Annotated in this window: 18 protein-coding genes and 1 other RNA gene; 4 read left to right on the forward strand and 15 right to left on the reverse strand. The window is 69.8% G+C overall.

The features are described 5' to 3' along the window. Positions 1-19 precede the first annotated feature (19 nt). A complete protein-coding gene (locus tag ESP57_RS03965) occupies positions 20-943 on the reverse strand; it encodes a DMT family transporter (protein WP_129230611.1) in 924 nt (307 codons plus the stop codon). Positions 944-1,025: 82 nt separating this feature from the next. Between ESP57_RS03965 and ESP57_RS03970 the strand changes: the two genes are divergently transcribed. Beyond that, entirely contained in the window at positions 1,026-1,937 is a 912-nt protein-coding gene (locus ESP57_RS03970; RefSeq protein ID WP_129230612.1) for a LysR family transcriptional regulator, read from the forward strand. 104 nt (positions 1,938-2,041) lie between these two features. Here the strand turns inward: ESP57_RS03970 and ssrA are convergent. After that, positions 2,042-2,412: a transfer-messenger RNA gene (ssrA, locus tag ESP57_RS03975) on the reverse strand. A 193-nt stretch (positions 2,413-2,605) separates the two neighbouring features. On the opposite strand from ssrA, the gene ESP57_RS03980 reads away from it, so the two are divergent. Further along, positions 2,606-3,283: an SIMPL domain-containing protein gene (locus ESP57_RS03980; RefSeq protein ID WP_165877363.1), complete on the forward strand. Its 678-nt coding sequence runs from the start codon at positions 2,606-2,608 to the stop codon at positions 3,281-3,283. Between the two features lie 32 nt (positions 3,284-3,315). Here ESP57_RS03980 and ESP57_RS03985 read toward each other — a convergent pair whose 3' ends face one another. The 6 genes from ESP57_RS03985 to ESP57_RS04010 form a co-directional block, all read right to left on the reverse strand. After that, entirely contained in the window at positions 3,316-4,053 is a 738-nt protein-coding gene (locus ESP57_RS03985) for a tyrosine-protein phosphatase (protein ID WP_056009839.1), read from the reverse strand. Between the two features lie 77 nt (positions 4,054-4,130). Continuing rightward, a complete protein-coding gene (gene smpB / locus ESP57_RS03990) occupies positions 4,131-4,607 on the reverse strand; it encodes an SsrA-binding protein SmpB (protein ID WP_056009841.1) in 477 nt (158 codons plus the stop codon). Between the two features lie 96 nt (positions 4,608-4,703). Next, positions 4,704-5,615, reverse strand: coding sequence for a permease-like cell division protein FtsX (gene ftsX / locus ESP57_RS03995; RefSeq protein WP_056009843.1), 912 nt, complete (start codon positions 5,613-5,615; stop codon positions 4,704-4,706). After that, a complete protein-coding gene (ftsE, locus tag ESP57_RS04000) occupies positions 5,612-6,652 on the reverse strand; it encodes a cell division ATP-binding protein FtsE (protein WP_056009845.1) in 1,041 nt (346 codons plus the stop codon). The genes ftsX and ftsE overlap by 4 nt, the downstream gene beginning before the upstream one ends. Before the next feature lie 89 nt (positions 6,653-6,741). Beyond that, positions 6,742-8,244 (reverse strand): Na+/H+ antiporter NhaC family protein, encoded by a 1,503-nt coding sequence (locus ESP57_RS04005; protein WP_129230614.1) that lies wholly within the window; start codon positions 8,242-8,244, stop codon positions 6,742-6,744. A 23-nt stretch (positions 8,245-8,267) separates the two neighbouring features. Then, positions 8,268-9,923: an amidohydrolase gene (locus tag ESP57_RS04010; RefSeq protein WP_129230615.1), complete on the reverse strand. Its 1,656-nt coding sequence runs from the start codon at positions 9,921-9,923 to the stop codon at positions 8,268-8,270. A gap of 121 nt (positions 9,924-10,044) precedes the next feature. Between ESP57_RS04010 and ESP57_RS04015 the strand changes: the two genes are divergently transcribed. After that, positions 10,045-10,737 carry a TetR/AcrR family transcriptional regulator gene (locus ESP57_RS04015; protein WP_056009851.1) on the forward strand — a complete coding sequence of 231 codons (693 nt, stop codon included), beginning with the start codon at positions 10,045-10,047 and terminating at the stop codon, positions 10,735-10,737. Positions 10,738-10,859: 122 nt separating this feature from the next. Here the strand turns inward: ESP57_RS04015 and prfB are convergent, their stop codons facing one another. Beyond that, positions 10,860-11,966, reverse strand: coding sequence for a peptide chain release factor 2 (gene prfB / locus ESP57_RS04020; RefSeq protein ID WP_115957456.1), 1,107 nt, complete (start codon positions 11,964-11,966; stop codon positions 10,860-10,862). Positions 11,967-12,034: 68 nt separating this feature from the next. Between prfB and ESP57_RS04025 the strand changes: the two genes are divergently transcribed. Further along, positions 12,035-13,348, forward strand: coding sequence for an MFS transporter (locus ESP57_RS04025; RefSeq protein WP_115957454.1), 1,314 nt, complete (start codon positions 12,035-12,037; stop codon positions 13,346-13,348). Between the two features lie 37 nt (positions 13,349-13,385). Here ESP57_RS04025 and ESP57_RS04030 read toward each other — a convergent pair whose 3' ends face one another. The 6 genes from ESP57_RS04030 to ESP57_RS18355 form a co-directional block, all read right to left on the reverse strand. Continuing rightward, positions 13,386-13,688: a hypothetical protein gene (locus ESP57_RS04030; RefSeq protein WP_129230617.1), complete on the reverse strand. Its 303-nt coding sequence runs from the start codon at positions 13,686-13,688 to the stop codon at positions 13,386-13,388. Next, positions 13,685-14,083 carry a PPOX class F420-dependent oxidoreductase gene (locus tag ESP57_RS04035; RefSeq protein WP_056009859.1) on the reverse strand — a complete coding sequence of 133 codons (399 nt, stop codon included), beginning with the start codon at positions 14,081-14,083 and terminating at the stop codon, positions 13,685-13,687. Before ESP57_RS04035 ends, ESP57_RS04030 begins: the two co-directional genes overlap by 4 nt. A 95-nt stretch (positions 14,084-14,178) precedes the next feature. Beyond that, a complete protein-coding gene (locus tag ESP57_RS04040; RefSeq protein ID WP_129230618.1) occupies positions 14,179-14,628 on the reverse strand; it encodes a pilus assembly protein TadG-related protein in 450 nt (149 codons plus the stop codon). Then, complete coding sequence (locus ESP57_RS04045; protein ID WP_056009864.1) at positions 14,625-15,101, reverse strand: hypothetical protein; 477 nt, start codon at positions 15,099-15,101, stop codon at positions 14,625-14,627. The genes ESP57_RS04040 and ESP57_RS04045 overlap by 4 nt, the downstream gene beginning before the upstream one ends. After that, on the reverse strand, positions 15,076-15,456 hold the full coding sequence (locus ESP57_RS04050; protein ID WP_279387788.1) for a TadE/TadG family type IV pilus assembly protein: 381 nt from the start codon (positions 15,454-15,456) through the stop codon (positions 15,076-15,078). The genes ESP57_RS04045 and ESP57_RS04050 overlap by 26 nt, the downstream gene beginning before the upstream one ends. A 29-nt stretch (positions 15,457-15,485) precedes the next feature. Next, on the reverse strand, positions 15,486-15,656 hold the full coding sequence (locus tag ESP57_RS18355; protein ID WP_165877364.1) for a hypothetical protein: 171 nt from the start codon (positions 15,654-15,656) through the stop codon (positions 15,486-15,488). Between the last annotated feature and the right edge of the window lie 19 nt (positions 15,657-15,675).

Genomic DNA, 15,675 nt, shown 5'->3' on the forward strand with positions numbered 1-15,675 from the left:
CTGGCGCCACGCGGCATTCTCATGCCCGCCGGGGCGTGCGCCGGCTCCACGCCACGCCCGCGAGGCAGAGCGCGCCGCCGATCATGCCGAACAGCGTCGGCAGTTCGCCGAGCAGGAGCCAGGAGAGCAGCACCACGATCGCGGGCACTGCCAGCGTCGCCGATGCGGTGGCGCCGGCCGTGCTGCGCTTGAGCACGTAGGCCCAGAGCAGGAAGGCGACAGCGGTCGGGAAGACGCCGAGGTAGACGACTCCGAGCACGGCGGGGGTCGGAGCGTCGGTGAGCTCGACGACGGCCTGCGGCAGGAACGGCAACAGCACGATCGCTCCGACCACGCAGCCGATCCAGGTCGCGCTGAGTGCGTCGGCGGAGCGCAGGGCGACCTTCTGCACGAGCACTCCCGCCGCGTAGAGCACCGCGGCGAGCATGCCGAGCACGATTCCGATCGGTTCGCTGTCGGCCCCGATTCCGCCCATCGCGATGATGACCACGCCCGCGAAGGCGATCGCGATGCCGATCATGAGTCGTCGCGGGAATCCCTCCTTGAGCAGCACGCCGGCGGCGAGCGCGACGAGCAGGGGTGCGATGTTCACGAGCATCGCGACGGTCCCGGCATCGAGGTGACGCTCGGCGAGGTTCAGTACGAGCGTGTAGCCCGCGAACCAGAGCACCCCGTATGCCGCGATGAGTGCGAGCGCCCGCGGGCGGGGCAGCGGCGGCCTGCGCACCACGGCGATCGCCACGAGTACCACGGCCCCCACGAGCTGGCGCCCGAGGGCGAGCGGGCCCGGCGAGATCGACTCGCCGATCGCGCGGATCGCGATGAACGCCGACGCCCACAGCACGAGCACCACGACCATCGCCGTGAGCACCCGCCAGCCGATCGGTTCTCGAGGCTTCGTGACGTGCGTCTGGGTGAGGGCGGCGCTCGAGGACTGTTGCATGAGTCAAGCCTGCTGGCGAGAACACCACAGCACAAGCGAACAATCCTACCGATTCGTTCAGTAGCACTGTACGATCTGGGTCATGGTGGATCCGCATCGCCTCCGAGTGTTCCGAGCCGTCGTGCAGTCCGGCTCCATCCACCGTGCCGCTGCCCGGCTGGGCTACACGCCGTCGGCCGTCAGCCAGCACGTCAGCACGCTGCAACGCGAGACGGGGCTGACGCTCATCGAGAAGCGCGGGCGGGGCATCGTGCCGACCGCCGCCGGCCTCGCCGTCGCCGATCGTGCGACGCGAGTGCTCGACCAACTGGCCGACTTCGACTCGCTCGCCGATGACCTCCGCTCCGGTCGCAGCGGAACGCTGCGCATCAGTTGCTTCTCCTCCTCGAACCGCTCGTGGATGCCCGCGATCGCCGCCACCATGCTCGCCGAGTTCCCCGACCTGAGACTCGAGCTCAGCCTCGTCGAACAGCACGGACAACTCACCGGCGAACCCGACGTCGAGCTCTACGTCGCGGAATCGGTTCGCGGCGATCGCGACCCGGCCGTCGCCGACGGCGTCGCCGACGGCTACGACATCGAGCCCCTCCGCACCGAGGGCTACGTCGTCGTCGTTCCGCAGCGGCATCCGCTCGCACTGCGGAAATCGGTGAGCCTCGCCGAGCTCGCCGACGAACCATGGGTCGACAACGACTACGCACGCGGCCCCTGCCGGGAGATCACCCTGTCGGCCTGCGCGGCGCGGGGCTTCGTCCCCCGATTCCGCCTGGATGCGCCCGACTACGCGACCGCGTTCGACTACGTCGCGGCCGGCGTCGGCATCACGGTGCTGCCGAGGCTCGGAGCCCTGGGGCTGCCCGACGGCGTCGCCCTCGTCTCCCTCGACGACCCCGACGTGCAACGCCGCATCATGCTCCGGGTGAAGCGCTCGATGCGCACCCACCCGGCCGTCGGTCGTATGACCGCACTGCTGCGCGACGCCGCCCGGTCCTGACCGGTCCCAACCGTGCAGCGGCCCCGATCGGGCACAACGGAAATGCCCGGCACCGTGAGAACACGGTGCCGGGCATCCGACTTCACTGTGCGACAACGGCCGATGTGTGGAGATGGGGGGAATTGAACCCCCGTCCATCGCTGTGATTCCACGCCTTCTCCGGGCGCAGCCTGTACATGCGTTCTACTCGGCCCCGACCTTTGCCACAGGCATCTAGGTCGACAGGCCCAGCCTGATGAAGTCCCGCGTGCCGCTCAGGCGACGACACGCAGCAAGTTCCCTAGATGACGCCAGCTACCGGGGCGGGAACACACCCGCGGGCTGACGGACTATCGAGCTCGCTTATGCAGCGAGGGCGAAGTCAGTGCGCTTTGCATTGGCACTTATTGTTTTCCAGAGATCGTTTACGAGATAACCCTGGATCCTCGGCCCGCTTCTCGTGGGTTCGCAGACGATGTCGAAACCGATCATCCCCATGAATCGCCGTGGCCGATCGCCCAGTCGGAACTGGACATGCAGCCTGGCGGGCCGTTGTCGCACTGTGGAGTTTCCAATGGACCTGAGTCCGAACCGGGTGCGCATCGTTGAAACGCTGAGTACCCGGCCTTACAGTCTAGAACAGGCGCGGCCGCTCCGCCATTCCCGAGCGGATTCACCTGGAGGTCCATGTGGCTACCGTCATCGCCGTGCGCGGCACCGCCGAAGAACGCATCGCCCCCGAGCTCGGCGCCGTCTCACTCACGGTGAGCGCATCCGGAGCCGAACGCGACGCGACGCTCGCGCGCACGTCGACCGCCCACGAACAGCTCATCGCCGAGGTGCGCGAGCTCGAGGCATCCGGAGCCCTCGACACCTGGTCCGCCGGCCAACTGCGCGTCTCCTCGCACCGCCCCTGGAACAACGAGGGCAAGCAGCTGCCCGTCGTGCACCAGGCGAGCGCCGACCTCGAGGTCGTGTTCACCGACCTCGAACGCCTCGGCGACTGGGTGAGCACCGTCTCGCTCGGCGACTCGGTCGGCATCGGCGGCATCGACTGGCGGTTGACGGATGCCTCGCGCAAGCGCACCCAGGAGTCCGCCCAGCGCGGTGCCGTCGCCGACGCGGTGGCGAAGGCCGCCGTCTACGCGGCCGCGCTCGGACTCGGCTCGCCGTCTCCGGTCGAGCTCGCCGACACCGGGCTGCTCACTGCTCAGCCGGTGCCGCCCGGCGCCCCGGCCGAGCGGATGTTCGCGATGCGCGCCTCGGCCGACATGGCGGGCGGTGGCGGCGGCCCGTCGCAGTTCACGCCGGCCCTGCTCGTGATCACGGCATCCGTCGAGGCCCGGTTCGCGGCCGACGCTGCGTGAGCGATCGCTCATGCTCGTCTGGGCGAAGCGACTCAGGCGGGCTCGACGAGCAGGGTCTCGAGCGCGGCGAGTGCGCTGAGTTCGAGGCCTGACGCGAGGAGGTACTCGCGCACCGAGCCGTGGTCCCGTTCGACGAGGTCGATGACGCCCTCGATGGCTTCACGCGGGCTGCCGCCCATGAGGGTGCGCAGCGCGGGCGAATCGGCGACCCCGTAGCTCGCGATGCGCGCGATCATGCCTTCGAGCCACTCGCCCGCGAGATTCTCTTCCGTCGAGGCGTAGTCGGCCACGACGGCATCGCGGTCGACGCCGACGGCGAGCAGTGCGAGCGCCACGACGACGCCCGTGCGGTCCTTGCCCGCCGTGCAGTGCACGACGACCGCACGGTCGCCCGCGGTCGAGATCTCGCGGAGGGCATCGACCACGACCGAGGCGTGCTGCGTGACGATGCGCTCGTACAGCGCTTCGAGCGAGATGCCCGCCATGCCCTGCGACGCGCCGGAGCCTTCGAAGACGGGCAGGCGCAGCACCTCGACGTCGAGTTCGCCGAGGTCGTCGGGCATCATCTCCGCCTCGTTCTCGTCGCGCAGGTCGATGACGATGCCGACCCCGAGCTCGCGGAGCTTCGCCTGCCCGGCGTCGCCGAGGCGGGAGAGCCCGTCGGAGCGGAACAGCACGCCGCTGCGGACGGTGCCGGTGAGCGCCGGCAGGCCGCTGACATCGCGGAAATTGTAGGTGCCGGGAACCGGGATGCGCGTCGAAGTCTCCATCGTGCCGAGCCTACACGCGGCCGCCGAGCCTCGGCTGGAGCGGCCGCTCGGGCCCGTGTTCGAACCCGCCGCGGAGCTCAGTCGCCGAGGTTCTTCCGGCTCGCCATGGCGCGATCGGCTTCGCGCTTGTCTTGACGCTCGCGCAGTGCCTGCCGCTTGTCGTACTCGCGCTTGCCCTTCGCGACGGCGATCTCGACCTTCGCGCGCCCGCCCGAGAAGTAGATCTGCAGTGGCACGAGGGTGTAGCCGCCCTGGCTCGTGCGGTGGCTGATCTTCACGATCTCCTGCTTGTGCAGCAGGAGCTTGCGCTTGCGGCGCGGCGCGTGGTTGTTCCACGTGCCCTCGGTGTACTCGGGGATGTGCACGGCGTCGAGCCACATCTCGCCGCCCTCGATGAAGGCGTAGCCGTCGACGAGCGACGCACGCCCCTCGCGCAGCGACTTCACCTCGGTGCCGGTGAGCACGAGGCCCGCCTCGTAGGTGTCCTCGATCGTGTAGTCGTGGCGTGCCTTGCGGTTGGTCGCCACGACCTTCTGACCGGTCTCCCTGGGCACGTGCCTGCTCCTTGCGTCGAATGCGGATGCCCCGGGGCATCCGAGGCAGCCGTTCAGTCTAGCCGCTCGCGGCCGGGCCTGTCGAAACCCGGCCGGTCAGACCTTCAGGTATCTCGTGATGGCGATGCCCGCCGAGACCGCCGCGAGCACCACGCCCACGAGGATCAGCAGCGGCACGACGATCAGCGCGTCGGTGAGATCGACGAACGTGAAGGACAGGTTCTCCGCCAGATAGCCCTGCACGAAGAAGTGCACGATCGCCACCACCGCCCCGCCCGCGAGCAGGGAGCCGATGAGCCCCGCGAACACCCCCTCGAGGATGAACGGCGTCTGGATGAAGCGATTGGATGCCCCGACGAGGCGCATGATGCCGAGTTCGCGCCGCCGTGAGAACGCCGAGAGCCTGATGGTCGTCGCGATGAGCAGCGCAGCGGCCACGAGCATGATCGCCGCGACGGTGATCGCGGTGTAGCTCGCCGCGTTCAGCACGTCGAAGATCTGATCGAGGTAGCGACGTTGGTCGACGACGCCCTCGACTCCCGCCATGCCCGCGAAGCTCTCGACGAGCACCGCGGCCTGCGACGGGTCGACGAGGTTCACCCAGAACGTCTCGTTCAGCACCTCGGGCGTCACGTAGTCGGCCGCGGGCGTGCCCTCGAACTGCTCCTGGAAGTTCGCGAAGGCCTGATCGTGGTCTTCGAAGTAGAACTCGTCGATGTACTTGGACAGCGTGTCCGACGACAGCTGGTCCTCGATCGCCGTCTTCTGCTCCTCGGTCGCCTCGCCGTCGGTGCAGCCGGCGGTCGTCGACACGCTCGTGCAGAGGTAGACGGCGACCTGCGCCCGGTCGTACCAGTAGTTCTTCATCTGGCCGATCTGCAGCTGCAGGAGGGCGGCCGTGCCGACGAAGGTGAGGGAGATGAACGTGACGAGCACGACGGAGACCACCATCGAGGCGTTGCGGCGAAGGCCGTTCGCCGCCTCGGAGAGCACGAGACCGAGCCTCATTTCGTCGGCCCCACTTCCTGGTCGTCGTCGCCTTCCCGGGGGCCTCCCGGGGCCCTGAGCCCGAGCCGTTCGGCGAGCGTCAGGTGTTCGGATGCCGCGGCACCGCCGGCCTGCTTCGGCTTCAGCTTCTCGGGGTCGACCTGGATTGTGCCCGTCGCGGCCGCGGTGATCTCGGCGGCGGCGTCGGTCACGGCGTCGGTCGCCTCGGGTTCGACGTAGAGCGGCTCGGCGTCGCGCATGACCTCGGGCGTGACCTTCGGAGCGGCGACCGCGGCCATGGCGGTCTCGGCCTGGGCCGACTCTCCGGCTTCTCCGGAGGCCTGCTCCGGCACGTAGTCGACGTCGCGCACGGTCTGCCCGTCGTAGCCGGCGCTGCGCTCGTCGCGCACGATGTCGCCGGCCGAGAGCTCGATGACGCGGCGGCGCATCTGGTCGACGATTCCGGCCTCGTGGGTCGCCATGACGATCGTCGTGCCGCTCGCGTTGATGCGCTCGAGCAGGGTCATGATGCCGGCGCTCGTCACGGGGTCGAGGTTGCCGGTCGGCTCGTCGGCGAGCAGGATCTGCGGCTTGTTGACGATCGCCCTCGCGATCGCGACGCGCTGCTGCTCACCGCCCGAGAGTTCGTGGGGCATCCGCTTGCCCTTGCCGTCGAGCCCGACGAGCTTCAGCGTCTCGGGAACCGCCGACTGCACGTAGCCGCGCGACTTGCCGATGACGCGCAGCGTGAAGGCCACGTTCTCGTAGACGGATTTGTTCGGCAGCAGCCGGAAGTCCTGGAACACGACGCCGAGGTCGCGCCGGAAGTACGGCACCTTGCGCGTCGAGATCGAGCCCAGGTCTTGACCGAGCACGTGGATGGCGCCCTTCGACGGCTTCTCCTCTTTGAGGATGAGCCGGAGGAAGCTCGACTTGCCGGAGCCGGAAGCGCCCACGAGGAAGACGAACTCCCCGCGGAGGATCTCGACCCCGATGTCGTTGAGGGCGGGCCTCGCCTGGCCGGGGTAGGTCTTGGTGACGGAGTCGAAGCGGATCATCGCCATCGAGCCTAAGGAAGGGCGAGGCAAAAGTGGGCAGCGACACCGGAAAACCGGGTCGCCGCCCACTGATTCAGGGACGACCGGCTCTACACGCCGGCGAATCCGACGATCAGGTAGAGCACGAGTGACGCGGCAGCCGCGATGCCGGCGTACGGCAGGATCGCCGTCATCAGGTTGAGCGGCTTGATGCCGGTCGACCGCGACGCGAGGATGATGCCGTCGCCGTAGAGGCAGGTCGTCGACCCGAGTGCAGCGCCCGAGAATACCGCCGCGCCCGCGATGATCGGGTTCACGTCCATCGCGAAGGCGAGGGGGATCACGATCGGCGTGATGACGGCCGCGAGGTCCCAGAACGATCCGGTCGCGTAGGCGTACACGCCGCAGACGAGGAACACCATCGCGGGCAGCAGCGCGCCGTTCATGACGGGCTGGGTCGACTCGATCACCCAGTCGGCGAGGTGCAGGTCGATGTTCATGTGCTGCACCATGAACGCGAGTGCCGTGAGCACGATGACGAAGAGCATGCTCCCGACGCCGTCGAACGCGGCCTCGAGCACGCCCTTGACCTTCAGGCGTCGCTGCACCGTGTACATGACGATGGCGACGATGAGGGCGGCGACCGTGCCCTTCAGCACGTCGACCTCGGTGAGGATCGTCACGGCGATCATGACGGCGATCGGCACGAGGAAGTTCCACGGGCCGGGCTTCGCGTACTCGGGGGAACGGGTCGCGACGGCCGTGGCGGTCGACCCGGTTGCGACGGGAGCGGCCTCGGTCTCGACGTGAGCGGACGCGACGGCCCGGGCTCCCCCGTCGCCGGATGCCGCGAACTCGCCGACCTCGGCGTGCAGGGGCAACCCGCCCTCGGCCTCGCGCTCCTCGGCGGTCGTGCCGACGGGGAAGACGTCGCCCGAGGCATCCGCTCGTGCGATGTCCTTCTTCAGTGCGCCGAGCTTCGGGAACCATCCGAACGCGACGAGTGCGGCGATCGCGATCGCGATCCAGCCGAAGAAGATGAACGGGATGGCCTGGAGGTAGGCGCCGAAGCCGGAGCCGTTGGCCGTGACGCCCTGCGCCTCGAGGAGGCCCGCGAAGAACAGCGCCCACGTCGAGAACGGCACGATGACCGCGATCGGCGCCGCCGTCATCTTCATGATCGTGCCGAGTTCGGTGCGCGGCACGTTGTAGCGGTCGGTCACGGCCTTCATCGACGTTCCGACGGTGAGCACGTTCAGGTAGTCGTCGACGAAGAGCACGATGCTGAGCAGGAAGCTCAGGATGGTGGACTTCCGACGCGAGTTCACGAAGCGCTCGGCCCAGGCCGCGAACTCCCGGACGGCGCCCGAGCGCTCGAAGAGCGTGATCAGGATGCCGAAGAGCACGACGACGAGCATGAGCCACTGCAGGGTCTCGTCGGCCATGGCGGTGCCGAAGTAGCCGATCCAGGAGTCGAAGAACTCCCAGCCGCCGAGCAGCACGGCACCGGCGAGGGTGCCGCAGAGCATCGCGAACAGCGTGCGCCGTGTGAGCACGGCCACGACGAGGATGATGACGACGGGGAGGAGCGCGAGCGCGCCGACGTCTTGCATGGTTGCCTCTGATTCGAAGGGGGTCAGGCGGCGGATGCCGCGAACACGGGTTGCCCGTCGACGATCGTCGTCAGCACGGGGAGGTGCAGCAATTCGTCCGCACCGACGTCGAGCGGGCTGTCGGCCCAGACGACGAGGTCGGCGCGGTAGCCCGGCGCGATGACGCCGAGATCGCGGTCGCCCTGCGCCTCTGCGGCCCAGACGGTGTAGCCCTGTAGGGCCTCGTACGGCGTGAGCACCTGGTCGGGCTCGAACACCGGGGCGTCGCGGTTGCCGGGTTCGCGGCGGAGCCGCGCCCAGGCGAGCCCGATGCGCGCATCGGTCTGCGCGACGGGCCAGTCGGAGCCGAGCGCCACGGGGGCGCCGGCGTCGATCATGTCGCGCACTCGCCAGCCGAGGGCGGCGCGCTCGGGGCCGAGGCGTTCGGCCCAGAAGTCGGAGCCGTCGGCCTTCCGCCACTGCATGTGGAGGGGCTGCACCGACGCGGTGATGCCGGCGTGCGCCATGCGGCGGAGGTCGCGGTCGGCGAGCAACTCGAGGTGCTCGATGCGGTGCGGGGCGGTGCCGTTCGAGTGCACGCCGGCGGCGAGGTAGGCGTCGATCGTCTCGCCGATCGCCCGGTCGCCGATCGCGTGCGTCGCGATCTGGAATCCGGCCGCAGCGTAGCGGTGCACGACGCGTTCGAACTCGTCGGCGTCGGCCCAGAACGAGGTGCCGCCGTCGCCGTGGGTGTCGGGTTCGTAGAGCCATCCGGTGCCGGTGTCGATGACGCCGTCGGCGAAGAGCTTCACGAGGCCGCCGCGCCAGCGCTTGCCCCGGCGATCGCGCTGCGCGAGGTGATGGCGTGTGCGTTCCTCGTCGTAGCCGGGGTTGTGCGCCATGGCCGAGACGATCCGCACGGGCAGCCCGCTCGGGGCTTCGTGGTCGGCGGATGCGCCGCCGTCGAGCTCATCGAGCAGGTCGAGGGTCGCGGGGTTGCCGTCCATGATGCATCCGCCGGTGATGCCCGATGCCGCGAGGCCGCCGAGGATGCCTCGGACCCGTTCGAGGGTCTCCGCGCGGGTGTACTCGGGGGCGGTGCGCAGCACGATGTCGAACGCCGAGTCCTCGCGGAGGCATCCGGTCGGCCGGCCGGCCTCGTCGACGACGATCTCGGAGGTGTCGCCGAAGCGACGGGCGCCGGTGATGCCCGAGCGGCGCAGTGCCTCGGTGTTCGCGAGGGCGGTGTGCCCGTCGAAGAACATCAGGAACGCCGGAGCGGCGGCGGTGGCCGCGTCGATCGCTGCAGCGGTCATCGGCAGGGTCGAGAAGAGGTCGTAGTCGACGTTCCAGCCGCGCACCCAGCCGCCCGCCGTGCCGTCGGCGACGCGAGCGGTTTCGTCGGCGAGCATGCGCAGGAAGGTCTCGGGCTCGCGCACTCCCCCGAAGTCGAGGCCCACCGCGAGCTCGATGCCCTGGATCGGGTGCATGTGCGCGTCGATGAGCCCCGGGGTCACGGATGCCCCGGCGAGATCCTGCACGACGGTGCGCGCTCCGCGGTAGTCGGCGAGGTCGGCGGCGTCGCCGACCGCGAGGATGCGGCCGGCCCGGATCGCGACGGCGGATACCTCGGGCCGGCGCGGGTCCATCGTGATCACGCGCGCGCCGATGAGGATGGTGTCCGCGACGACCCCGTGCATGTGTGCTCGCTCTCTCGCCCGCCTTCTTCGGCGGCACAATTTAATGTGGTTAAATTCGGGCACACGCTACTCCCGAATACGCTCATCGACAAATCCCGTGTCGACCACTCGAAGGAGCCCTGTGAGTCCCTCCCCGGCCAAGCGCAGCGCGGGCCGCCCGCGCACGCCGGTGCTGAGCGCCGACCAGATCGTCGACGCCGCGTTCAGCCTCGCCCGCACGGCCGGGCCCGACGGATTCACGATGGCGGCGCTCGCCCGATCGCTGTCGGTGCATCCCCCGGCGCTGTACCACTACTTCGGCGGCAAGGCCGATGTCGTGCGGGCCATGCGCGGCCGAGTCGCCGAGCTGCTCGACGTCTCGGGCTTCGACACCCCCGAGACCACGCTCGTCGACGCGGTGCTGCGCTGGGCGCACTCCTACCGGTCGGCGTTCGCCACGCACCCCGCCGCGATCGCGCTGCTCGCGACCACGGCGATCGACGGCCAGGAGCGATCCGTCGCGAACTACGAGTCGATCACCAAGCGATTCGTGGCGGAGGGGTGGCCCGTCGGGGGCGCCGTCGACGCGATCGTCGCGCTCGAATCGTTCATCATCGGCTCGGCGCTCGACACGCTCGCACCGGACGACATCATGTCACCGGGCACCGCTGCGCCCCTCGCGCCGACGTTCAGCCGCGCCGAGGCCCTGCGGAGCGTGAAGGCTGCAGCCCACGGCGTGCATCCGACCGACCGCTCGTTCGACCTCGGGCTCGCGGCCCTCATCGGCGGGCTGCCGGCAGCCCTCGCGGCGGCGGTCGAAGCCGAGCGCGTCTGATCGCGCCGACGCGGGCGGCTCGACCGACTGCGCGGCTCGCCGGCGCGCAGCTCAAGCGGCCGCGGCTCAGTCGGCCGCGGCCGGAGGCATCCGCTCGTTCAGGTGCCTGCTCGGCTCGATGTCTACTCGGCGGGGCGCTTGCGCCACTTGATACCGGCGGCGATGAAGCCGTCGATGTCGCCGTCGAAGACATGGCTCGGGTTGCCGACCTCGTACTCGGTGCGCAGGTCTTTCACCATCTGGTACGGCGCGAGCACGTAGGAGCGCATCTGGTCGCCCCAGCTCGCGGTGATGTTGCCCGCGAGCTCCTTCTTCTGGGCCGCCTCCTGCTCCTTCTGGATGAGGAGCAGTCGCGACTGCAGCACGCGCATGGCGGCTGCACGGTTCTGGATCTGCGACTTCTCGTTCTGCATCGAGACGACCGTGCCGGTCGGAAGGTGCGTGATGCGCACGGCGGAGTCGGTCGTGTTGACCGACTGGCCGCCGGGTCCGCTCGAACGGAAGACGTCGACGCGGATGTCGTTCTCGGGGATCTCGACCTCTTGCGCCTCCTCCATGAGCGGGATGACCTCGACGGCCGCGAAGCTCGTCTGGCGCTTGCCCGCCGCACCGAAGGGGCTCATGCGCACGAGGCGGTGCGTGCCGGCCTCGACGCTCAGGGTGCCGAACGCGTAGGGCGCGTCGATCTCGAAGGTCGCCGACTTGATGCCCGCCTCTTCGGCGTAGCTCGTGTCCATGACGGTGGCCTTGTAGCCGTGCTTCTCGGCCCAGCGCAGGTACATGCGCATGAGCATCTCGGCGAAGTCGGCCGCGTCGACGCCGCCGGCGCCGGCGCGGATGGTGATGACCGCAGGCCGGTCGTCCCACTCGCCGTCGAGCAGCGTCTGCACCTCGAGGTCGCCGATCGCCTTCTGCAGCGACTCGAGCTCGGTGCGGGCCTCGGCGGCGCTGTCTTCGTCGCCCATCTCGTTGGCGAGCCCGACGAGCACCTCAAGGTCGTCGAGCCGCGAGTCGATGCTCGTGACGCGCGCGAGCTCGGACTGGCGATGGCTGAGCGCGCTCGTCACCTTCTGGGCGTTCGCGGTGTCGTCCCAGAGATCGGGAGCACCCGCCTCTTCGGAGAGCCGCTCGATGTCGGCTTTGATGCCGTCGACGTCGACGACGGCGCGAATGTCGCTGAAGGTGGAGCGCAGCGCGGCGATCTCCTGCGAGAGGTCAAGATCCAACATGACCTCCCAGCCTACGCGAGTCGCCCGCCCACGTGGTGCACCGCGTGCGCGGGTGTAGCGTCGATTCGATGACCGATTCCGCGCCCCGATTCTCGTGGCGCTCGATCGTCCTCCCGGTCTACCTGCCGACCCTCGTCTTCTCCCTGGGTGAAGGCGCGATGATCCCGATCGTGCCGCTCGTGGCGACCGAGCGCGGCGCCTCGCTCGCCCTCGCGGGCCTCATCGCCGCGATGCTCATGGTCGGCGAGCTCGCCGGCGACCTGCCGGCCGGATGGCTCGTCGCCCGCATCGGCGAGCGGAACGCGATGATCGGCGCGGCGATGCTCGCCGTCATCGGCGTGCTCATCGCCATCGTCTCCCCCACGCTGCCCGCCCTCGCGATCGGCGTCTTCCTCCTCGGGATCGCGACCGCCGTGTTCGGGCTGGCGCGGCATGCGTTCCTCACGAGCTATGTGCCGGTGCGCACGCGGGCTCGGGCGCTCTCGACGCTCGGCGGCGTGTTCCGCGCGGGCTGGGCCGTCGGCCCCTTCGTCGCCGCCGCGATCATCGCGTCGACGGGGTCGAGCGAGGCCGTCTTCTGGGTGCTCGTCGGCGCGTGCTTCGCCGTGGTCGGCGTGCTCGTGCTGCTGCCCGATCCCGAGCAGGTGTTCGGTGCCGCTCGGCTCGCGCGCGAGGCATCCGCTGCGTCCAGCCCTGCTGCGCCGGATGCCTCGAGCGCGACGGATGCCTCAGGCGCGCCGCTCACCGCCGGCGAGGCCGAGGCGGCGGCCGAGTCGTCGCCCAGCGTGTTCCGGGCGATCCGCGAGAACCGCGGGGTGCTCGCCCGCATCGGCACCGGCATCGGGCTGCTCGCCGCGATCCGCGTGAGCCGCACGGTCATGCTGCCCCTGTGGTCGGTCTCGATCGACATGCCGGCCGAGCAGGCGGCGCTCGTGATCGGCATCTCGGGAACGCTCGACTTCGCCCTCTTCTATGCGAGCGGTCAGCTCATGGACCGTTTCGGGCGCCTCTGGAGCGCGATCCCCGGCATGATCGGCATGGCTGCAGGGCACATCGCGCTCGCCTTCACGCACGACCTGCCGTCGAACGCGCTCTGGTTCACGGTCATCGCCGTGTGGCTCGGCCTCGCGAACGGCATCACGAGCGGCATCATCATGACCCTCGGCGCCGACCTCGCGCCGAAGCAGAACCCAGCGCCGTTCCTCGGCGCCTTCCGCATGATCGGCGACACCGGCGGCGCCGGGGCGCCGCTCCTGATCGCGGCCGTGACCTCGATCGCGTCGATCATGGCGGCGAACGTGGTCGTCGGCGTGCTCGGCCTGGCCGGTGCGGCGATGCTCTGGCGGTGGATTCCCCGCTACGTGCCGCACCGGCGGCGCTGAGGGGCGCCAGGAGCCGCTCAGCCGGTCGTCGCGCCGCTCAGCTCGTCGGCGTGCCGAACGACAGCACGATGAGGATGAGCTGGAAGACGAGCACGAACCCGCCGACCGCAACAGCGCCGATCCAGAGCCACCCGGCCACGAGGGTCGGGTCCTTCCTCACCTCGCGTCGCCCGCGGAGCCCGAGCACCACGGCGAGCGCCGACAGTGGCAGCGAGGCGAGCGCCGGGGTCAGCAGGGAGAGCACGGAGAGCACGACCCCGATGATCGCGATCCAGGCGTAGCGGCGGCCGTCGGCCCGGCCTGTGCCGCCGCTGGTGCCGCGCCCGGCGCTGCCGCTCATCGCCCGTTGACCTTCTCGATCGCCATGACGAGCACGACCCGGTCGGCCTTGTCGGCGGGCGCCTGCTCGTTCGGGTTGCCGTAGCGCTGGCCGAGCCGTACGTACATCGCACCCTCGGGGTCGGGCAGCACCTCGGCGAGCCGGCCACGCACCTCGACGTACTTGAGCGGGTTCTCGGGGTCGGTCATCTCGAGCGTCATGTGCGGGTTCGCCTGGAGGTTCCGGAACTTCGCACGCTTCGAGGTGTGCGTGAAGCGGATCGTCTGCGTCTCGGGGTCGAACTCGAACCACATGGGGTTCACCTGCACTTCGCCGTTCGGGCGCACGGTGCCGAGGTGGGCGAACACCGGCGACGAGAGGATGCGGGCGAAGTGGTCTGAGATCTCGACGGTCATGACTCCAGTCAATCGCACGCCGCCGGTTCGGCGGAACTCCGGCGCCGAGAGTGCGACCACAGCGTCAACCAGCACCGGTCACCGGTCGAGCGCCCTCAGTGGAACACCGAGCGTGCCGTCGCCGTCACTTCGATCGGCACCGAGAGCGGCAGCAGCTCGGTGTGGATCGGCGCGTACCAGACGGCCCGCATAGTGACCGTGGCGCTCTGGCCATCGGTTGATGCCGCCCGCACGAGCTCGACGTCGTGCAGCTCGTGCACGGCGTCGGCGAGGTAGGCGCTCGCCGCCCGCCCGACCTCGACCGAGTCGAGCTCGAGCGAGAGGTGGTCGCCCTCGACCTGCACGGCATCGAGGCTCCATGCCTCCGCTGCGGCGAGCGCGGCACCATCGGCGACCGTGAACAGGCGCTTTCGCTCGAGGTAGAGCGAAGTCGCCGACACGACGACCATGATCAGCGAGAGTCCGAGCACGCAGTAGAAGATCGTGAGGAGCAGCGTCGACCCCTGCTCGTCGCGGTCGAGGCGCGTGCGGATCCACTGCATCATCGACCGCTTCCACCCTCGACGGCCGTGCTCGTGTTCGCCGCGAAGCGCGACACCGTCTGGGTCGCCGTGCCTTCGAGGGGCACGCTCGTCGCCCGATCGAGCGAGAGGAACTCGGGCACGAGCGGCAGCGGCACACTCGCCGAGACTGTCACCCGCACACGCTCCTGGGCAGCGAGGCAGTCGCCGGTCGGGGTGCAGGAGACGACGACGGATGCCGCGTCGGCGTCGATGCCGTAGTCCTCGAGTGTCACTCGCACGGAGCGCTCGACCGCGACGTCCGCAGCGCCCGAGTCGATCGCCTGCACCGCGACACGGGCAGCCTGGCGGGCCGCACCCTCGACGGCGAGCGCGCCGGCCTGGATGGCCGACATCGCGAGCACCAGGTAGACGAGTGGCACGAGCAGGATGACGCCGACCGTCAGGAACTCGAGCGAGGCCGACCCCGCCTCACTCGACCACTTCGAGCGCCGCATGCCCGGTCACCTCCAGCGCATGCTCCACGCCGAGCAAGCCGATGACCGGCAGTGGCGCACGCACGGTCACCGAAACCATCGGAACGCCGCCCACCGAGCCGAGGCCGGCGACGACCTCGTCAGCGTACTCCGCGGAGATCGCCGCACCGATCAACTCCCGGGTGCGCGAGATGCCGGCTGCCTCGCTCGACCCCGCGAGAGCCGCATATCGAGCGCCCTCCGCTGCGGCGTCGAGCACCGTGTTGCGCACGTGCAAGGCGAGGGCGAGCTGCACCACGGCGAGCGCGAGCACCGTGAGCAGAACCCCCACCATGGTGAACTCTGCGACGGCCGAGCCGCGCTCCTCGTGCGCCAGGGCGCGGGTGCGCGCCAGCAGCGACGTACTCAGACGCCGCCGAGCACCCGACTGATCGCCTGATCGAAGACGCCGGAGAGGGCGGGGCCGGCGAGGCCCCAGATCACGATCACGAGTCCCGCCGTCATGAGCGTGATCAGGACCCAGCCGGGTACGTCTCCTCGTTCGTCCTCGAACCGCTGCTTCAGCAGATTGCGCATGTGATTCCCCTTCGTCGGT

Origin of the sequence: Agromyces fucosus, assembly GCF_004134865.1 — a bacterium.
Classification (GTDB): Bacteria; Actinomycetota; Actinomycetes; order Actinomycetales; family Microbacteriaceae; genus Agromyces; species Agromyces fucosus.

Bases quoted from the DNA above. Each gene is read 5' to 3' on its own strand.
- ESP57_RS03965 (WP_129230611.1), bottom strand. From the start codon at position 943: ATGCAACAGTCCTCGAGCGCCGCCCTCACCCAGACGCACGTCACGAAG.
- ESP57_RS03970 (WP_129230612.1), top strand. From the start codon at position 1,026: ATGGTGGATCCGCATCGCCTCCGAGTGTTCCGAGCCGTCGTGCAGTCC.
- ESP57_RS03985 (WP_056009839.1), bottom strand. From the start codon at position 4,053: ATGGAGACTTCGACGCGCATCCCGGTTCCCGGCACCTACAATTTCCGC.
- ftsX (WP_056009843.1), bottom strand. From the start codon at position 5,615: ATGAGGCTCGGTCTCGTGCTCTCCGAGGCGGCGAACGGCCTTCGCCGC.
- ftsE (WP_056009845.1), bottom strand. From the start codon at position 6,652: ATGATCCGCTTCGACTCCGTCACCAAGACCTACCCCGGCCAGGCGAGG.
- ESP57_RS04005 (WP_129230614.1), bottom strand. From the start codon at position 8,244: ATGCAAGACGTCGGCGCGCTCGCGCTCCTCCCCGTCGTCATCATCCTC.
- ESP57_RS04010 (WP_129230615.1), bottom strand. From the start codon at position 9,923: ATGCACGGGGTCGTCGCGGACACCATCCTCATCGGCGCGCGCGTGATC.
- prfB (WP_115957456.1), bottom strand. From the start codon at position 11,966: ATGTTGGATCTTGACCTCTCGCAGGAGATCGCCGCGCTGCGCTCCACC.
- ESP57_RS04025 (WP_115957454.1), top strand. From the start codon at position 12,035: ATGACCGATTCCGCGCCCCGATTCTCGTGGCGCTCGATCGTCCTCCCG.
- ESP57_RS04030 (WP_129230617.1), bottom strand. From the start codon at position 13,688: ATGAGCGGCAGCGCCGGGCGCGGCACCAGCGGCGGCACAGGCCGGGCC.
- ESP57_RS04035 (WP_056009859.1), bottom strand. From the start codon at position 14,083: ATGACCGTCGAGATCTCAGACCACTTCGCCCGCATCCTCTCGTCGCCG.
- ESP57_RS04040 (WP_129230618.1), bottom strand. From the start codon at position 14,628: ATGATGCAGTGGATCCGCACGCGCCTCGACCGCGACGAGCAGGGGTCG.
- ESP57_RS04045 (WP_056009864.1), bottom strand. From the start codon at position 15,101: ATGCGGCGCTCGAAGTGGTCGAGTGAGGCGGGGTCGGCCTCGCTCGAG.
- ESP57_RS18355 (WP_165877364.1), bottom strand. From the start codon at position 15,656: ATGCGCAATCTGCTGAAGCAGCGGTTCGAGGACGAACGAGGAGACGTA.